General features: G+C 49.0%; 15 protein-coding genes and 1 rRNA gene. 5 read left to right on the forward strand and 11 right to left on the reverse strand.

Features of this window, described 5'->3' with window-relative positions; genetic code table 11:
• A 16S ribosomal RNA gene (locus XMM383_RS03570) occupies positions 1-103 on the reverse strand; the annotation flags it as partial.
• A gap of 370 nt (positions 104-473) precedes the next feature.
• Between XMM383_RS03570 and pfkA the strand changes: the two genes are divergently transcribed.
• Positions 474-1,478: a 6-phosphofructokinase gene (gene pfkA, locus XMM383_RS03575; protein ID WP_173482135.1), complete on the forward strand. Its 1,005-nt coding sequence runs from the start codon at positions 474-476 to the stop codon at positions 1,476-1,478.
• 6 nt (positions 1,479-1,484) lie between these two features.
• Here pfkA and XMM383_RS03580 read toward each other — a convergent pair whose 3' ends face one another.
• Both XMM383_RS03580 and pbpG read right to left on the reverse strand, forming a co-directional pair.
• The gene (locus XMM383_RS03580; RefSeq protein ID WP_173482136.1) at positions 1,485-2,126 is read right to left on the reverse strand and encodes an MBL fold metallo-hydrolase; all 642 of its coding nucleotides are present in this window, start codon (positions 2,124-2,126) and stop codon (positions 1,485-1,487) included.
• Between the two features lie 14 nt (positions 2,127-2,140).
• A complete protein-coding gene (pbpG, locus tag XMM383_RS03585; RefSeq protein WP_173482137.1) occupies positions 2,141-3,025 on the reverse strand; it encodes a D-alanyl-D-alanine endopeptidase in 885 nt (294 codons plus the stop codon).
• A gap of 104 nt (positions 3,026-3,129) precedes the next feature.
• Here pbpG and XMM383_RS03590 point away from each other — a divergent pair, with 104 nt between their 5' ends.
• On the forward strand, positions 3,130-4,008 hold the full coding sequence (locus XMM383_RS03590; protein ID WP_173482138.1) for an SIS domain-containing protein: 879 nt from the start codon (positions 3,130-3,132) through the stop codon (positions 4,006-4,008).
• A gap of 143 nt (positions 4,009-4,151) precedes the next feature.
• Entirely contained in the window at positions 4,152-4,355 is a 204-nt protein-coding gene (locus XMM383_RS03595) for a PA3496 family putative envelope integrity protein (RefSeq protein WP_173482139.1), read from the forward strand.
• 63 nt (positions 4,356-4,418) lie between these two features.
• Here XMM383_RS03595 and XMM383_RS03600 read toward each other — a convergent pair whose 3' ends face one another.
• The 7 genes from XMM383_RS03600 to XMM383_RS03630 all read right to left on the reverse strand — a co-directional run bounded on the left by XMM383_RS03600 (position 4,419) and on the right by XMM383_RS03630 (position 11,382).
• Positions 4,419-5,399 carry a GlxA family transcriptional regulator gene (locus XMM383_RS03600; protein WP_371731475.1) on the reverse strand — a complete coding sequence of 327 codons (981 nt, stop codon included), beginning with the start codon at positions 5,397-5,399 and terminating at the stop codon, positions 4,419-4,421.
• Between the two features lie 121 nt (positions 5,400-5,520).
• The gene (locus XMM383_RS03605) at positions 5,521-6,858 is read right to left on the reverse strand and encodes a branched-chain amino acid ABC transporter permease (protein WP_173482140.1); all 1,338 of its coding nucleotides are present in this window, start codon (positions 6,856-6,858) and stop codon (positions 5,521-5,523) included.
• Entirely contained in the window at positions 6,858-7,871 is a 1,014-nt protein-coding gene (locus XMM383_RS03610) for a branched-chain amino acid ABC transporter permease (RefSeq protein WP_173482141.1), read from the reverse strand. Before XMM383_RS03610 ends, XMM383_RS03605 begins: the two co-directional genes overlap by 1 nt.
• A 3-nt stretch (positions 7,872-7,874) precedes the next feature.
• Positions 7,875-8,579, reverse strand: a complete 705-nt coding sequence (locus XMM383_RS03615) for an ABC transporter ATP-binding protein (protein ID WP_173482142.1) — start codon at positions 8,577-8,579, stop codon at positions 7,875-7,877.
• Between the two features lie 6 nt (positions 8,580-8,585).
• Positions 8,586-9,356: an ABC transporter ATP-binding protein gene (locus XMM383_RS03620; RefSeq protein WP_173482143.1), complete on the reverse strand. Its 771-nt coding sequence runs from the start codon at positions 9,354-9,356 to the stop codon at positions 8,586-8,588.
• A 64-nt stretch (positions 9,357-9,420) separates the two neighbouring features.
• Positions 9,421-10,620 (reverse strand): ABC transporter substrate-binding protein, encoded by a 1,200-nt coding sequence (locus XMM383_RS03625; protein WP_173482144.1) that lies wholly within the window; start codon positions 10,618-10,620, stop codon positions 9,421-9,423.
• A 291-nt stretch (positions 10,621-10,911) separates the two neighbouring features.
• Complete coding sequence (locus XMM383_RS03630) at positions 10,912-11,382, reverse strand: Lrp/AsnC ligand binding domain-containing protein (protein WP_173482145.1); 471 nt, start codon at positions 11,380-11,382, stop codon at positions 10,912-10,914.
• A 146-nt stretch (positions 11,383-11,528) separates the two neighbouring features.
• On the opposite strand from XMM383_RS03630, the gene putA reads away from it, so the two are divergent.
• Both putA and XMM383_RS03640 read left to right on the forward strand, forming a co-directional pair.
• On the forward strand, positions 11,529-14,960 hold the full coding sequence (gene putA, locus XMM383_RS03635) for a bifunctional proline dehydrogenase/L-glutamate gamma-semialdehyde dehydrogenase PutA (protein WP_173494531.1): 3,432 nt from the start codon (positions 11,529-11,531) through the stop codon (positions 14,958-14,960).
• Between the two features lie 82 nt (positions 14,961-15,042).
• Positions 15,043-15,900, forward strand: a complete 858-nt coding sequence (locus tag XMM383_RS03640; RefSeq protein WP_173483705.1) for a DMT family transporter — start codon at positions 15,043-15,045, stop codon at positions 15,898-15,900.
• Between the two features lie 4 nt (positions 15,901-15,904).
• Here XMM383_RS03640 and glmS read toward each other — a convergent pair whose 3' ends face one another.
• The gene (glmS, locus tag XMM383_RS03645; RefSeq protein WP_173494532.1) at positions 15,905-17,728 is read right to left on the reverse strand and encodes a glutamine--fructose-6-phosphate transaminase (isomerizing); all 1,824 of its coding nucleotides are present in this window, start codon (positions 17,726-17,728) and stop codon (positions 15,905-15,907) included.
• Between the last annotated feature and the right edge of the window lie 4 nt (positions 17,729-17,732).

Below are 17,732 nucleotides of genomic sequence, written 5' to 3' on the forward strand. Positions count from 1 at the left end.
GCTCGTCAGCAAAGAAGCAAGCTTCTCTCTGTTACCGCTCGACTTGCATGTGTTAGGCCTGCCGCCAGCGTTCAATCTGAGCCATGATCAAACTCTTCAGTTAAAAAGTTCGACAGTCATAAATGACTATCTAAATCTTGCTCAAGAAAAACATTACGCTAAATGAATTCACATATAGGTTGCTTGTCTTGTTAAGCTTTTGTGCTCAACCTCAACAAGCGCCCACACGCATTACCTGATTAATTGTTAAAGAGCGTGCCACCGATCTCTTGGTGGCTGCTTGAGTACTCGTCTCAAGCGAGGTGCGTATCTTACCGATATTAGACTTAGGGTCAACGCCTATTTTGGTTTTTTTTCACTTTTTTTAAAAAAAGATTAAAACTGATCATTAACTGTACAAAAGCCCCTATTTTTTGCTCATTTTTTACCCAAATTATCGCTAGTATTCAGGGATAAGCACTTTTGGACTCTTTATGTATCAGTTACCTCAGTACTCCCACATTACTTCCTTTTCTAAAGTTGCCATCTTAACCAGTGGCGGAGATTCACCTGGAATGAATCCTGCTATTCGGGCATTGGTTAGAACGGCGACCTCTTTTGGTATTGAGGTGATCGGTATTCATCGTGGATATGCAGGATTGCTGAATGAGGAGTTCGAAACACTTAATTCCAAAAGTGTCAGTGGACTCTGTCATAGAGGGGGAACCTATCTAAAGAGTGCTCGCTGTCTTGAGTTTCATGAACCGGCCACACGACAACGCGCTTTCGATATTCTCTCGAAGCACGGCATCGAAGCATTAATTGTCATTGGGGGTGACGGCTCACTTTCAGGTGCCCATGCACTCTATCAAGAGTTCTCCATTCCCGTTATTGGTCTACCAGGCACCATTGATAATGATATCTATGGTACTGATGACAGTATTGGGTTTGATACCGCTGTAACGACCGCCGTCGAAGGCATCGATAAAATCAGTGATACTGCCTATTCACATGATCGTCACTTCTTAGTTGAGGTAATGGGGCGTAACTACGGCCTGCTTGCCTGTCATGTTGCCATTGCCGCCGGCGCGGAAATGGTCATTGTTCCCGAACACCAGTCTGATATTACCGATATCAGCCAACAGCTGGCACAGCGACGCAAAGAGGGCATTGGCTCCAGTGGCATTATTGTCGTCGCTGAAGCTGGAAAGAGTGGCTGGTCTAATCAACTCTCTGAAGAGATGAGACAGCTAGGTGAAGACCCTAGAGTCTGTGTTTTAGGTCATCTGCAGCGTGGTGGAAAGCCAACAGCGCATGACCGCCTGCTTGCTGCTACGCTGGGTAACTGCGCCATTCATACACTGCTTGAAGGGAAAACGGATGTGATGGTGGGGGTAACAAAAGGTGCAGTGAGCACCACACCCCTAGAAGCCGTCATTACCCAGAAGAAAGGGTTGCCCGTTGAAGTGATGGACCTCATCAACGAGCTACAACACTAAGAATCACTAGCCCCAGCGATCGGCCACAAAGGGGTTGGTGAGTCGCTCATCACCAAAGGTCGATTCAGGACCGTGCCCCGGTATAAAGCGGATATCATCGCCAAGAGGAAACAGCTTCTCTTTAATAGAGCTGATTAACGTTGCATGATCACCCTGTGGGAAGTCGGTACGACCAATCGAGCCCTTAAACAGGACATCACCCACCTGAGCAATTTTTGCCTTACGATCAACAAACACCACATGCCCTGGGGTATGACCCGGACAGTGAATGACATCCAGTGTGATATTACCAACCATAACGGTGTCACCATCATTGAGCCACTGATCCGGCACAAAGCCCTGCACCTGCTGAAAACCAAACATCTGACTCTGCTGCTCTAACCCTTCGATCCAGAACAGATCAGCTTGCTGGGGGCCAATGATCTTAACATCCATCGATTTTGCTAGGGTGGCCGATGCACCGGCATGATCAATATGGCCGTGAGTCAGTAGAATCTTCGTCAGCGTCACGCCCTCTTCTTCGATTGCAGCCATGATTTTTTGCAGATCACCACCTGGGTCCACAACGGCCGCCTCTTTAGTCTCTGTACACCAGAAGAGAGTGCAGTTCTGTTCAAAAGGGGTGACGGGAATGACACGATAAGCCATAGCTACCTCTGGGATCAGCGCGATGCTGTCATCAATGATTTTAATTTCTGATCTCGGTAATTCGCAGCACCTCTTGGTACCTTGCCGCTGCTACCCTTTTCAAGCCAACGTTTGATGCGTTGCGCATCGGCTAGGTGGGTGCGTTTACCGTAGGAGTCCAATAGGACAATGCCTAGATTACGACCTTTGATGCGTGTTTTAAGAACCAAACACCGGCCTGCATCATCGGTATAACCGGTTTTACTGATCTGAATGGACCAACTCTTTTTATTAACCAAGGTATTGGTATTAAAAAACGCCATGGCCGTGCGTGGCCGTTTAAAGATCACATCACGTTTAGAAGAGGTCGTTACTTTGGAGAGAGTTGGATAGAGACTCACCGCCTCCAGCAGACGCATCAGATCACTTGCAGTAGAGACGTTCTTTTCGGAGAGTCCGGTAGGCTCCTGGAATCTCGTGTTGGTCATACTCAAGCCCTGTGCCGTCCAGTTCATATTATCGATGAACTGCTTAGCACCGCCAGGGTAAGCGTGAGCCAAAGTGGCCGCTGCGCGGTTTTCCGATGACATCAAAGCGATGTGTAGTACATCTGCTCGCGGAAGATTACTTCCAACACGAATGCGAGAGTGAACATTGCGCATCTCCGGTATCTGATTCACTTCAATCGTGATCCGCTCCTTCATCGGAAGGCGGCCATCTAAAGTTACTAATCCTGTCATCAACTTCGTCAACGACGCGATCGGTTGAACGCGATCGGCGTTGCGCTCATAGAGCACCTCTTGCGTGTCTAGGTCTTTGATCATAACACTGACAGAGGCAAGGTCTAGTTTAGCGGGGTCAGGGGCTGCAACAGCCGTCGCGCTAAATAGAACAAAAAATAGGGTAAAAATAGATCGCATGAACCAACAAATCCTAATATCTGTTATTAGGATACCGAAGCTACTGCAAGATTTGTATGCCTTGATATACTATCTCGCAACACTCTATAGAAATGGATCCTAGCGTGAACTCAGCTAACCTTCTTAAACAGATCAGCGATGCCAAAGCCAAGCTGCGTAAATCAGAACAGAAAGTGGCTGATTACGTTCTAGCACAGCCGAATGACATCATTCATATGCGTATTGTTGATCTGGCATCAGAAGCGATGGTCTCTGAGCCAACGGTGGTTCGTTTCTGTCGAGCGCTTCAATACGATGGGTTCCAAGATTTTAAACTGACATTAGCGCAAGCGCTGGCCAGTAACTCAACCTTCGAACAGTTCTCAATGAACCATGACGACACCGTTCTAGAGTTTAAGCACAAGATCTTTGACTCAATGATGGGTAATCTGGTCGAAGCACGAGAGCAGTTAGATGACCGAGCGCTAGAGGAGGCCATTCAGGCGATCGCTTCAGCGCGTCGAGTGGAGTTCTATGGCCTGGGTGCATCTGCGCCGGTCTGTGCCGATGCACAACACAAACTCTACCGCCTTAAGATCTCTGCAGCCGCCTATTCAGATCCTCACATGCAGACCATCTCAGCCGTCACACTTGGCGAAGGGGATGTGGTGGTTGCCATCTCACAAACGGGTACCACCAAGGACCTTCTACACAGTGTCAAGCTTGTTAGAGATACTGGCGCAACCGTTATCACGCTCTGCCCAGCCAACACCCCACTAGCTGAACTGGCAACCATACCGATCTTTATCGACGTAGAAGAGGACAAAGACCTAAGTACTCTGATGTCATCTCGCGTGGTCCACCTTGTTGTCATCGACGTAATAGCTGTTGGAGTTGCGATGCGGTTGGGACCTAATGCCGTCGAGCATCTTAAGACGATCAAACGCAGTCTTAGAAGTCTTCGTCAAAACGATCGTCGCCTGATGATGCGCCGACCTGACTAACGCATTTTACGTTTCACTTTTTCGTAACACTTTTTTACGACAATCGTCGCGGTTGCATTACTGAGACGCTTTCAGTAAAAAGAGATTAGAACAGTGTAGCCATGAGCGATCCGTTCATGGACGTTTGCTTAGGAGGTTGACCTATGCTGATTCGTGAAGAAGAACTAGATCCAGTAAAAACTCAAATTTTTGATCTGCTTGTGGGCTTCGAAGAGGAGAAGACGCAAGAGGAGCAAAAGTGTCAATCACAGCGACTGCTTAATGCTCGCAGAGCCATAGAGCAGCGTCGCGAAGAGCAAGAGCTCTCGACCTATTTCAATGAAGAGAGTTGGTTCGACGAAAAATAGTCGCAACCGCTCACAATAAAAAGAGAGATCGAGGCAGAGCCTATTGGAAATTTGATCTCTCTTTTACGCTTTTTCACCCAGTTCAATCATGCGGTGCACACCCGTTCTTGCCTCTCTTGGCGTCAATCCAAACTGCTTTTTGTAACAACGTGAAAAATAGCTAGTGGATGTAAATCCCGCTTTTTTCGCAACCGTTTGAATCGGAAGACGAGTCGCCTTCAACTGCTGACGTGCAAACTCAAGACGCAAACTCATGTAGTAGTTTGTCGGTGATGAGTTCAGGTGCTGTCTAAACAGTCGCTCCAACTGTCTGGTTGAGAGCCCAACTCGATCGGAGATCTGCTCACAACTTAGAACCGGTTGAATGTGCTCACGCATCAACTCCAGCGCTTGTGTCAGGCGAGGGTGACTGCCGTGTTGGCGAAGCTGCAGCTTCATACGCTGCTTATCATGAGCAGGACGGATGTTGGGGTGAATACAGTGCTCAGCGACTTGGTGGGCTAAAGATTCACCATGGCGAATCGTAATCAGCTGAAGAATCATATCCAAACCCGACAAACCACCAGAACAAGTCATCAGGTTGCCATCAATCTCATAAAGCTCTTCACTGACGTTAAGATCTGGGTAGAGCTCCGTCAGCTGATCACGCTCCTCCCAGTGGACCGTACAGGTTTTACCCTCTAACACACCGGCTTCAGCCAATAACAGAGAGCCCGTCGAGGTTGCACCTAAACTGATACCATTGCGAACCAAATTCTGTAGCCAATCGTTCAAGTAGGTTTCGGACTCTTGTTGAGCACCGATACCGCCAACCACCAACATACGATCAATCGATTCTGTATCGTTCATGCGACGTGTCGGTTGGAAACGCATACCTGTCGAGCAGGTAACGGTCTGATCGGCTGGACCATAAAAGTGCCACTCATAAAGAGTTTGACCACTTAACTGGTTCGCAAGACGCAGCGGATCAATCGTCGCCGCAAAGGAGATGATCGAGAAACCGGGCATTAGGAAAAAGCCGAAGTGTTCTGGTTTCTGCTGCACAATTGACCTACAAGTAATAAAAGTTATTACCCTAGTCTACGCTAGTTGAGAAAAGATAGGTCACAAAAATGAAAATGGGGCCGGACTAGAAGCCCAACCCCACTCATAGTAGTGCTATGAATCAGTGCTTACGAGCCGTTCGCTCGGGGATTAATCCCTCTGGGGCATATCGTAATGCAATCAGAAGCACGATACCGACCGTCATCAGACGCATGTGAGCGGCACTGTCCATCAAGTGCAGACGTAGCCAGTGAGTTGGCTCCATGAAAGAGGTTAGGGTATCCACTAACCAAAGACCAATCGGCTCCGCTTCGATCCAGAAGAACCAGATGAAGAAACCGCCCAAGACTGCACCCCAGTTATTGCCCGAGCCACCAATGATCACCATGACCCAAATGAGGAAGGTGAAACGCAATGGCTGGTAACCAACCGGTGTAAACTGACCATCCAGAGTCGTTAGCATTGCACCAGCAAGGCCAATAACCGCTGAGCCAATCACAAAGATCGTCAGGTGACGTTTAACAACATCCTTACCCATTGCGGCAGCGGCTACTTCGTTGTCACGAATAGCGCGCATCATACGACCCCAAGGTGACTTAAGTGCCGTCTCAGATAAGTACATCAAGATCGCAATGACAACGATAAACAGCCCTGCGTAACATACTTTAACGAATAGAGACGAGGCCTCTGCCACTTCCATACCCCAGTCTGCAGCAAATTGCTGGAACCAAGTTGCCTGTTGTAGATCCACCTCATAAGGAACCGGACGAGGTAGACCGTTGACGTTTTTAACACCGCGTGTCAGCCACTCTTCATTCTTAATGAAGTAGAGAACGATCTCAGAAATACCCAGCGTTGCAATCGCTAGGTAGTCAGAGCGAAGCCCCAAAGCAACTTTACCAATGACGTAAGCCGCACCGGCCGCAAACACCATACCCACAGGCCAAGAGAGGATGATTGGCAGACCTAAGCCACCAAGATATCCAGTCACTGAGGGGTTAACCGCTTCGATTGCTTCAACGGAAGGGAGGAAAAATAGACGCATCAGGGCATAACCCACAGCTATGATGACAAACAGCATCCAATAGCCAGTCTTCTTACTCTTAGCCCCAAACTGTTTCCACGCCAGGATCGACACGAAAATGGTCGCAATTAGAATCAACAGGCCGACTAAAATGCCCTGACCACCCGCAGCACGCGCCTCTTCAACCGGTGGCATAGAGACCAGAACCGCGGCCAAACCACCCAGTGCTGCAAAGCCCATCACACCAACGTTAAAGAGACCGGCATAACCCCACTGCATGTTGACACCCAGTGACATGATGGCACTGATCAAACAGAGGTTAAGAATGGTAAAGGCGACAGACCACCCCTGACCCACACCGACGATGACAAGCAGAAGCGCCATCACCGAGTAGAGAATCGGAGTGCGATATTGATTAAAAAATGTCTGATTCATTACAAGGTCTTCCCACTAAAAATACCGGTAGGTCGCACAATCAGTACGATAACCAAGATGATGAATGAAACCGCAATCTTGTAATCGGTGCCCAACAGCTGAACCAACGAATCAGGTTGGAAACTATCAGGCCCCAAGTAGGTTACGACTTTCTTGTAGGCGAAGGTGACGGCAATCTCTGAGAAGGCGATCACGTAACCACCCGCAATGGCACCCAATGGGTTACCAACCCCACCGACAATCGCTGCGGCAAAGATTGGTAAGAGCAGCTGCATAAAGCTGAATGGTTTAAAGCTCTTATCCAATCCGTATAGAGTACCGGCAATGGTCGCCAGCGCACCCACTAGGATCCAAGTAATCATCACGACACGATCTGGGTTGATACCCGACAGCAGTGCTAGATTTTCGTTGTCTGAAAAAGCACGCATCGATTTGCCGGTACGTGTTTTGTTCAGGAACCAGAACATGGCAGCTACCACAATAATCGCAGTAATAATGGTCACCGCTTGAGTCATCTTAAGAGCCAACCCTTCATCAAGGCCCGTCGCACGTTTGAAATCACGCGCCGAGAAGATGAAACGAGTTCCGTCAAAGAAGATCTGATCGCCAGGACCGATAATGAATCGCACCAGACCACCGATAAAGAACATCAAACCGATTGAGACAATCAGGAAGATCACCGGACTCGCCTTGCGCTGGCGGTGATATTTGTAAACGGTTTTATCAAGGATCAACGAGAGTGCGACAGCACCGGCAATACCCAAAGGTAGCGCCAGCAGGGCTGTTGGCAGCGGTGCAATAGAGACACCCAGCGCCTGTAAACCCCAGGTACCAAAGATGGTGATCATGGTACCAAAAGCCATCATTTCACCGTGTGCGAAGTTGGAGAAACGCAACACACCGTAGACCAGAGTGACACCCAGTGCACCGAGCGCCAACTGACTGCCGTAAGTCAGTGCAGGAACAAGAATAAAGTTAGCCAGAACAATTAGGGCATTAATAAAGTCAGTCATCGATTAACCCCCCAAGAACGAGCGACGAACATCAGGGTTAGCCAACAACGCTTCGCCTGTATCTGTGAATCGGTTAGAGCCTTGCACCAGCACGTAGCCTTTATCGGCAATCTCTAGCGCCTGTTTCGCATTCTGCTCAACCATCAAAATCGCTACACCTGTGCGAGCAATCTCTATGATGCGATCAAATAGCTCATCCATCACAATGGGTGATACACCGGCTGTGGGCTCATCCAGAAGCAGAACCTTAGGTTGCGTCATCATGGCACGACCCACCGCGACTTGCTGGCGCTGACCGCCTGAAAGCTCACCGGCTGGTTGGCGACGCTTCTCTTTCAAAATGGGGAAGAGTTCATAAACCTGTTCAATCGAATCGGAGATATCATCTTCACGTATGAAGGCGCCCATCTCAAGATTCTCTTCAACCGTCATCGAGGTGAATACGTTGTGGGTTTGAGGCACAAACCCCATCCCTTTAACCACACGCTCTTCAGGTTTAAGGTGGGTAATGTCCTCACCATCAAACATCACCTGGCCTTCTCGCAGCGGCAACATGCCAAAGGTAGCCTTCATTGCCGTCGACTTGCCAGCACCGTTAGGGCCAACGATAACCGCGATCTCACCTCGATCCACACCAATGGTGCACTCTTTGAGGATATCCGCAGCACCGTAGCCGCCGGTCATACTCTGACCTATTAAAAAACTCATGTACGCTTACCGCTTATGTTTCAAACCGGTACCGAGGTAAGCCTCGATCACCTGCTCATTGTTCTTAACTTCATCAACCGTACCCTCGGCTAAAACAGTACCTTCCGCCATACAGATAACCGGGTCACAAAGACGCGCTATGAAGTCCATATCATGCTCAATCAGGCAGAATGTGTAACCGCGCTCCTGATTCAGCTTTTTAATCGCATCGCCAATCTTGTAGAGCAGCGTACGGTTTACACCGGCACCGACCTCATCCAAGAAGACAATTTTAGGATCCACCATCATGGTGCGACCCAGTTCCAGAAGCTTCTTCTGGCCACCTGACAGGTTGCCAGCCAGTTCATCTGCAACGTGACCAATCTCTAGAAAATCGATCACCTCGTCCGCTTTCTCACGCACACGCTGCTCGTCAGCACGCACTAGATCTTTGCGGAACCAGGTATTCATTAAGCTTTCGCCAGCTTGATTAGGTGGTACCATCATCAAGTTTTCGCGAACCGTTAATGAAGAGAATTCGTGAGCCAACTGGAAGGTGCGCAATAGACCCTTACCAAACAGCTCATGTGGCTTAAGTCCGGTAATGTCTTCACCATCAAGGGTGATGCGACCTGAAGTGGGCGAGTGGTGGCCTGCGATCACGTTAAACAGCGTCGTTTTACCTGCACCGTTTGGACCGATTAGACCGGTAATTGAGCCCTTCTTAATGTGAAGGGACGCGTCATTCACGGCATGAACACCGCCAAAGCGCTTATGGAGATTTTCTACAACAATCATAATGCTCAAATGTAAAAACGGCTCGAGATTCAGTGAACCCCGAGCCTGTTTTATGCGCTATCGCTTAGCGGTAACGAACAGTTGTGTTCTGCTGGTCTTTAACCAGAATCTCACGGTAGCTACCTGCTGACTCACCGCCGCCGATCAACTCAACCGCAGTCGCACCAACGTAGTCAATCTGACCGCCGTTAGCTAGGATCTCAAGACCTTTCGCTAGCTCACCTGGGTAGATTTTCTCGCCTGGAGCGTTTGCGATTTCAAAGACGTGATCTTTAACGACTTTAGAATCTTTAGTGCCTGCTGCCTGCATCGCTAGAAGCGTCATAGCCGCTGCATCGTAAGAGTAGTCAGAGTATGGGCCAGGTGCCGCACCGGTAGCCGCAGTGAACATCTCTTTGTAAGAGTCTGATCCAGGGCTGTCAGTACCTGGAACCGTACCGATTGAACCGTTTAGATCCGGACCGATTGCAGCTGTTAGGCTGTCACCGATCATCGCATCAGGTAGGAAGAAGTGATCAAATGCACCCGCATCTAGAGATGACTGAATGATGCCTTTACCACCTTGGTCAAGGTAACCAGCAACCACTAGGATGTCACCACCTGCCTGAGCAAGAGCACCCACTTCCGCACCGTAATCGCCTTTGCCATCTTCGTGTGGAGTGTTGATAGTCACTTTACCGCCAGCCGCTTCGAAGTTTGACTGAATGCTGTCCGCTAGGCCTTTACCGTAATCGTTGTTGGTGTAAGTCATTGCGATCGACTTGTAACCTTTCTCCTGAAGCATTTCAGCAATTACTTGACCCTGACGAGCATCAGATGGTGATGCACGGAAGAAGTAACCGTTATCTTCAAGAGTTGAAAGCGCTGGTGAAGTCGCTGAAGGAGAGAACAGAAGAACACCGTTTGGCATCGCTACGTTCTGTAGGATTGAGATCGTTGCACCAGAACAAAGAGCACCCACAATCGCATCCACTTTCTCAGCTGAGATTAGACGCTCAGCGGCTGCAGCGGCAGCAGAAGCATCAACACAGGTTGAGTCAGCACGAACTGGAGTAACCTTAGCACCACCAAGAAGCTTGCCGCTATCAGCAACTTCTTTCATAGCCATCTCTGCACCTGCAGCCATATCAGCAGCAAGTGATTCAGCAGGACCTGTAAAGCCTAGAGCAACACCAAGACGAACTTCGCTTGGCATGTGGCTGCCAGCTTGCGCCGCACCCGCGATCATTGAAGCTGCAGCTACAGCCAATGCTAATTTTTTCATTCTCTTCTCCTTATAATGAAACATCACACCACTTTATCGATTAAGTAGTAGCGATCAGTGTCTGCAGTTTTTCAACTGGCAACGCATTAACATTATCGAATGTTGACCATTCAGACAACAGATTTCAGTTACGTATTGGTCAGACCATCTGATCAATTGATGGTTAATCAATTATAGAACAGACCTGATGGGTGATTTTGCCTATTTATTGAACAGAAACTGGAAAATATTCTTTTTATTCATATTATAAAAATCAATTTTCCTAGAAATTAGAGAAATTTAGGTGATTTGCTAACCATCAAAGACTTGGCCATGCTCTTTAACAGCCTCCATACAGACAAAGGTAGAGGTACTAGAGACATAGGGTAGCTCTGAAATAGTTTCACCCAGAACCTCTCGATAGCTCGCGATATCGCGTGTACGCACTTTAAGGATGTAATCAAAGTCTGCAGCCATCATATGGCACTCCTCTATTTCAGACACAGCGCCAACTGCATCATTAAATGAAGCAAGAGCAGCAGCCCTGGTGTCACTGAGCTTAACCTGCACAAAGGCAATATGATTAGTATCGAGCAGTCCGTAATCCATGATTACGGTATAGCCACGTATCACTCCATTGCTTTCTAGCCGCTTCATTCGAATTTGGCAGGGGGTTTTAGATAATCCCACTCTATCAGCCAACTCAGTGACCGTTATCCGCCCGTTTTGCTCTAAGGTTTTTAATATCGCCAAATCATAATTATCTAAAGACACATTAGTCATATCGCCTACCAATAAAATTATTTAACTATTAGTTATCTAAATTAAAGCAAATAATAAGTTTTAAAGTCTATATATACCTATAAAAATAGACAGAAGCCCTATAAGTCTAAATCTATAATTGCATTATCAATTTAGAGGGGCTAAACATGAACGCTCAAAACACACACATCCAGATACCCTATTGCGACCAATCAGAATTAGATCAACTGCAACAGCTCATCGAGAAAGAGCAACTTCTGCAGTGGGTCACGCCTGACCTCCAGACAGTGGCGAGCAACCTAGTCACTGCGATTCGTAACAATTTTAAGCCGTCTATCCTTGAGCAATTCCTTCGTGCTTATCCTTTAGACACGCAAGAGGGACTATCGTTGATGACTTTGGCTGAGGCCTACCAACGCGTACCGGACAAACAGACGGCTAACGAACTGATTATTGATAAGCTCGCTAACCGCGACTGGTCCGTTAAAACGGCGCAGACCAGTGCACTTGTTCGCGGCGCCAGCATGGGACTGCAACTGGGCAGCGCTAGCCTCAAGATGAAACCCCTTCGCAGCGCAATACTCGCCGCGATGCGAATCGGAGTGGGTGCAGGTATGCGGCTGATGGGTCGTGCCTTCGTCCTAGGTGAAAGCATTAAAAGCGCCCAAGAGCGCGCCGGCAAACTTGAGTTCCAAGGTTACACTTTCTCTTACGATATGCTGGGTGAGGCGGCTTATACTCAGGCCGACGCCGATCGCTATTTCAATTCATACCGCAACGCCCTGCTAGCACTGATCGAGCAGTCGAAATCAACCCAGATCGAAAAGAATCCAGGCATCTCAGTAAAGTTGTCGGCGCTGCATCCGCGTTACGAGCTATTCAATGAGGACGAGGCAGTTACCCAATTAAGTGAGCGCATGCTGTCACTCTGCTCACTTGCTAAGGAGCACAATATTGGCCTCAATATTGATGCTGAAGAGTGCGCACGCCTTGAGATATCGCTCGATATCATTCGCAACCTGATTGAAGCGCCTGAGCTTTCCGGTTGGGATGGTCTGGGTATTGTTGTGCAAGCTTACAACCGCAAAGCTTATTCGGTACTGGATCAACTCTACGCTTGGGCAGATCAGAGCAATCGCAAACTGATGGTGCGTTTGGTTAAAGGTGCCTACTGGGATACCGAAATCAAACTTGCGCAGGAGCAAGGGCTGGACCATTTCCCGGTGTTCACCGCAAAGCATCACACCGATGTCAGCTACCTCGCCTGTGCGCGCAAACTGGTGCGTTACGGCGACCGCATCTACCCACAATTTGCTACTCACAATGCCCAGACAGCAGCCTGTGTACTCAACTGGGCCAAAGAGGCCGGCATTGCATTCGAAATGCAACGTCTTCATGGCATGGGAGAGGCGCTGCATCAAGAGCTCTTGGAGAAGCACCAGACAGGTTGTCGTATCTATGCGCCCGTTGGAACGCATAAAGATCTACTCGCCTACCTCGTGCGTCGTCTGCTTGAAAATGGAGCCAACTCCTCATTTGTTAGCCAGCTTGCTGACGAGGCTATCCCGCCACAGCAGGTCGTTGCGAGTCCGGTGCATCAGAAACTCATCGAGCAAGCGGTAACACCCGGCAGCGCAATATTCACTGATAGGAGTAACTCTCGCGGTTTTGACCTTGGCGAACAGGCAGAAGTCGATGCGCTTTTAGCAAGCCGCTCACTCTTTATGCAGACAATTTGGGGCGAGACAGGTGACGTCCCTGTTGTAGAGCCTTACTCGCAAGAGCTATTGGGGCACTATCAAACGACTGATCTGAGCTCAGTCGATCAGCTGTTCAATCAGGCCAAGGTTGCCCAAACGGCTTGGGCAGACAAGCCACTCAAAGGAAAACTCTTGCGACAGATCGCAGATCTTTATGAACGCGACACTCCTGAGTTACTCGCTCTACTGGCCAGAGAAGCAGGAAAGACTCTTGCTGATGCAATCAATGAAATTCGTGAAGCGGTCGACTTTCTGCGTTATTACGCCGATGAGAGCGACGGACTTGATCAACAAACTGAGGCACGAGGTGTGGCTGTCTGCATCTCACCTTGGAACTTCCCGCTGGCGATCTTTACCGGTCAAATTGCGGCTTCTGTTGGTGCCGGCAATGCGGTGTTGGCTAAACCGGCCGAACAGACCAGTTTAGTCGCTCGCAAAGCGATAGAACTCTGGAAAGAAGCGGGCATGCCAACTGACCTAGTACAACTTGTGTTCGGCACAGGCGCACAACAGGGTAATGCACTGGTCTCACACCCAGACGTGAACGCAGTGATCTTTACCGGCTCGACAGCCACAGCGAAACGTATTGAGAAGGCACTTGCGCATAACGCTGCGCCAGATACTCTGCTGGTCGCTGAAACTGGCGGCCTGAATGCGATGATTGCCGATGCATCTGCGCTACCAGAACAAGTGGTTAAAGCGGTTATGGCATCAGCCTTCCAGAGCGCCGGCCAGCGCTGTTCAGCGCTGCGTATGCTCTACGTCCAGCGAGAGGTTTACCCGCAGATCCTCGAGATGATCACCGGCGCCATGGCGCTGTTAAAGGTGGGCGATCCAAGCGAACTGAAGTGCGATGTGGGTCCTGTTATTGATGCTACAGCTGCGCAAGCGTTGAATACTTATATTGAAGAACAACGCTCAAGAATTGTGTATCAAACTAAAACTCAAGAGCTCGACGGTCATTTTGTTACACCAACCTTGCTTGAAGTTGATGGTATCCATGATTTGGACTTCGAGCGCTTTGGCCCGATTTTACATATTGCTCCATACAATGCGGATCAACTTGATGATGTGGTCAACGATATTAACGCGCGTGGATATGGCCTAACCTTCGCAATGCATTCACGCATACAGAACAGAACTGAGCGGCTCTGTGCTGAACTCAACGTGGGGAACTGCTACATCAACCGCAACCAGATTGGGGCTATAGTCGAGTCTCAGCCTTTTGGCGGGGAAGGTATGTCAGGGACCGGACCTAAAGCGGGTGGGCCAAACTATCTCGTCAATCTAACACAACCGGAGACAATTGAGAGTCAGTATCAACCTAACCCCTTAGACCTGCTATCAGCAGAACAGGTGCAATCAGCATGGCAGACTCTGCGATCTCAATTTAAACCTCTTGCTCGTGAACTTCTAACACAATGCCCTAGTGTTACGGGTGAAGATAATCAGCTATTCACATCAGCTAGAGGTTATTGGTTAGTCGCTGGCGACGAGCAAGCTTGGCAGCAAGCCATTGCAAGTGCATCAACCGGCAACCCAACGCTACTGCTAACCAAAAAGATTCCTGACAGTGACATCATGAAAGATCTACCCATTATCTGTTTGGCCGGCGATCTGGATCCAGGACTGTTAACTGAGCTTGCAGACTTGGCAGGCGTATCTGTTAGCGCTCACGAAGCGTTATGTAAGCAGATTCGTATTACTCTCAGTCAAAGGGAGGGGGCGATCATTCCACTTCTCAAGTCTAAAGGGCACTCGGTTTACCACCGTAAAGAGCAACATATTTGCGAAGACACCACCGCTTCAGGGGGAAATGCAGCACTGCTAATGAGTTAATAGTATCGTTAACTCAAGACAGGCAAGGGGGTGATTTGCTATAACTCTTCAGTAGATTATCCCCTAGGTATCAAAGCCCATCATGCAACCATCAACCATCGGTATTCTGTTCTGTTTAGCGTCCATGTTGTCGTTTGCTATTCAGGACATCATCACTAAACACCTGCTAGTAGGGGGTTTGCCCCTAAGTCAGTTGTTACTGGTGCGATACCTGTTTTTTACCCTGTTTGCCGTCATGCTTGCCGGAGGGTTGCGGCAATCTGTTGTGGGACTTAAATCGGCACAGCCGATGCTGCAGCTGGGTCGTGCGGCGCTGTCGATTACCGAGATAATCTTTATTAACCTGTCATTCACGCTGATGTTGGTGGCAAAGGTACACGCGATCGTCGCGCTTTTTCCCCTGATTACGTTGGTTATGGCGCGATTTATCCTGAAAGAGGAACTGACGAGAAGAAGGGTGATAGCGGTTTTGATCGGTCTTACCGGTGCGATGATTATCATTCAGCCGAGCAGTGCCGGTATCTCGATCGAGTTACTGATGCCGCTGAGTGGCGCCATTGCATTAGCCAGTTTCTCGATTCTAACCAAATACCTGAGTGGCAGAGATGGATTCAAAACACACACCCTCTACATGGGGCTAGTAGGTTTGGTGCTGGCGCTGCCATTTGGCCTGTTTCAGTGGATTCAGCCATCGACAGAGCAGAGTGCACTGCTAATCGCATTAGCCATTATGAATATTGGCTCCCAGCTTTTTTACATTAAAGCGATGGACTATGCAGATGCGAGCACCCTGCAGCCGTTTAACTACACGCTGCTACTCTTTGCCACTCTGGCTGCATTAATTCTACTGGGCGAGGTACCCACACTGATGACGCTACTTGGCGGCGCCATCATCGTTGTGGGTGGTTTGATTGCCATGGGGCGGTTAGCCCCAAGGTAGTTTGCTACTCTACGGTTACTGATTTCGCAAGGTTGCGGGGTTGGTCGACATCGGTGCCTTTTAGAACAGCTACATGATAAGAGAGTAGCTGAAGAGGAATGGTGTAAACCAGCGGTTCTAACCAGAAATCGACAACGGGCAGTTCAATGACATGAATACCCTCTTCCTCTTGGATAGTACCTTCTTCCGCGAAGACAAATAGCTCACCGCCACGCGCTCGAACTTCTTGAAGATTCGCTTTCAGCTTATCCAGCATGTCGTTACGCGGGGCAACGGCAATGACCGGCATCTCTTTGTCGACCAGAGCCAGTGGACCATGCTTTAGCTCACCGGCAGGGTAGGCTTCAGCATGAATGTAGGAGATCTCTTTGAGCTTAAGTGCGCCTTCCATTGCAACTGGATAGAGCGCGCCTCGACCTAGGAAGAGCGAGTGGTGCTTCTCAGCAAACGCTTCTGACATCTTCTGAATCTGATCATCCAAGCCAATCACTTGCTCAAGTAAACCAGGTAGTTGGCGCAGTGAGTGGATGATGTAGGCCTCTTTCTCATCGGTCAGCCCCTGTCGGCGGGCCAGCGCGACCGTTGTCAGCATCAGAGCAACAAGCTGTGACGTGAACGCTTTAGTAGACGCTACGCCAATCTCTGGACCTGCCTGTGTCATCAGAGAAAGTTGTGATTCACGGACCAGCGAGCTACCAGGAACGTTACAGATAGCTAATGAACCCGCCACTCGAGATTGAATATCACGCAGTGCGGCCAAGGTGTCAGCGGTCTCACCCGATTGAGAAATCGTCAGCAATAGAGTGCCTTCGGGTACAACGGCTTTGCGGTAACGAAACTCAGATGCCACCTCTACCGAACATGGCAAATTAGCTAATTCTTCGATCCAGTAACGCGCCACCATACCGGCATGATAGCTAGTACCACAGGCAAGAATTAAAACCTGCTTAGTGTTATCAAACAGTTCTGCAGCCTCTGCACCAAAGCACTGCTCAAGAAGACGATCTCCGGTTAAACGACCTTCAAGCACATCCGCCATTACAGTCGGCTGCTCATAGATCTCTTTCATCATAAAGTGCTTAAATTCGCCTTTTTCAGCTGCACTTGCTGAGTGCTCGTAACGCGACACAGCTCTCTCAACCGATTGACCTGTCGCATCCCAAATTCGAATCTCATCACGAGTTAGGCAGCCAATGTCGCCATCTTCAAGAAACATGAAACGGTCTGTAACAGGAAGCAGTGCAAGCTGATCGGATGCGATAAAGTTCTCACCAATGCCGACACCAACAACCAGCGGACTGCCTTTACGTGCGGTATAGAGCTGGTCTGGTAGATCCTTGTGTACCACGCCCAAGGCGAATGCACCCTCAAGACGGGCGATGACTTTTGGCAAGGCTGCTAGAAGTGAATCTTCATCTTTAAGGAGCTTGGCAAGTAAGTGAGCGATTACTTCTGTATCAGTCTCAGATGAGAATTGAAAACCATCAGCAAGCAATTCAGCTTTTAGCTCTTCGAAATTTTCGATGATACCATTGTGAACAACTGCAACACTGTCCCCTGACATATGCGGGTGAGCGTTGTGCTCTGCAGGCACACCATGGGTGGCCCAACGCGTATGCGCAATGCCAAGTGTACCTGTGATCGGTGACGCTTCTTGTGCATCCTTAAGAGCCTGTACTTTGCCAATACGGCGTAGACGATTCACCGATTGACCATCATGAATGGCCATGCCCGCTGAGTCATAGCCACGATACTCTAATCGACTAAGACCCTCTAATAGAATACCGCTGACCTGGCGTTCAGAGACTGCACCTACAATACCGCACATAACA

It is taken from the genome of Marinobacterium sp. xm-m-383 (assembly GCF_013283255.1).
GTDB lineage: Bacteria > Pseudomonadota > Gammaproteobacteria > Pseudomonadales > Balneatricaceae > Marinobacterium_E.

Bases quoted from the DNA above. Each gene is read 5' to 3' on its own strand.
- XMM383_RS03595 (WP_173482139.1), top strand. From the start codon at position 4,152: ATGCTGATTCGTGAAGAAGAACTAGATCCAGTAAAAACTCAAATTTTT.
- XMM383_RS03630 (WP_173482145.1), bottom strand. From the start codon at position 11,382: ATGACTAATGTGTCTTTAGATAATTATGATTTGGCGATATTAAAAACC.
- XMM383_RS03625 (WP_173482144.1), bottom strand. From the start codon at position 10,620: ATGAAAAAATTAGCATTGGCTGTAGCTGCAGCTTCAATGATCGCGGGT.
- pfkA (WP_173482135.1), top strand. From the start codon at position 474: ATGTATCAGTTACCTCAGTACTCCCACATTACTTCCTTTTCTAAAGTT.
- glmS (WP_173494532.1), bottom strand. From the start codon at position 17,728: ATGTGCGGTATTGTAGGTGCAGTCTCTGAACGCCAGGTCAGCGGTATT.
- XMM383_RS03610 (WP_173482141.1), bottom strand. From the start codon at position 7,871: ATGACTGACTTTATTAATGCCCTAATTGTTCTGGCTAACTTTATTCTT.
- XMM383_RS03605 (WP_173482140.1), bottom strand. From the start codon at position 6,858: ATGAATCAGACATTTTTTAATCAATATCGCACTCCGATTCTCTACTCG.
- pbpG (WP_173482137.1), bottom strand. From the start codon at position 3,025: ATGCGATCTATTTTTACCCTATTTTTTGTTCTATTTAGCGCGACGGCT.
- putA (WP_173494531.1), top strand. From the start codon at position 11,529: ATGAACGCTCAAAACACACACATCCAGATACCCTATTGCGACCAATCA.
- XMM383_RS03580 (WP_173482136.1), bottom strand. From the start codon at position 2,126: ATGGCTTATCGTGTCATTCCCGTCACCCCTTTTGAACAGAACTGCACT.
- XMM383_RS03620 (WP_173482143.1), bottom strand. From the start codon at position 9,356: ATGATTGTTGTAGAAAATCTCCATAAGCGCTTTGGCGGTGTTCATGCC.
- XMM383_RS03615 (WP_173482142.1), bottom strand. From the start codon at position 8,579: ATGAGTTTTTTAATAGGTCAGAGTATGACCGGCGGCTACGGTGCTGCG.
- XMM383_RS03640 (WP_173483705.1), top strand. From the start codon at position 15,043: ATGCAACCATCAACCATCGGTATTCTGTTCTGTTTAGCGTCCATGTTG.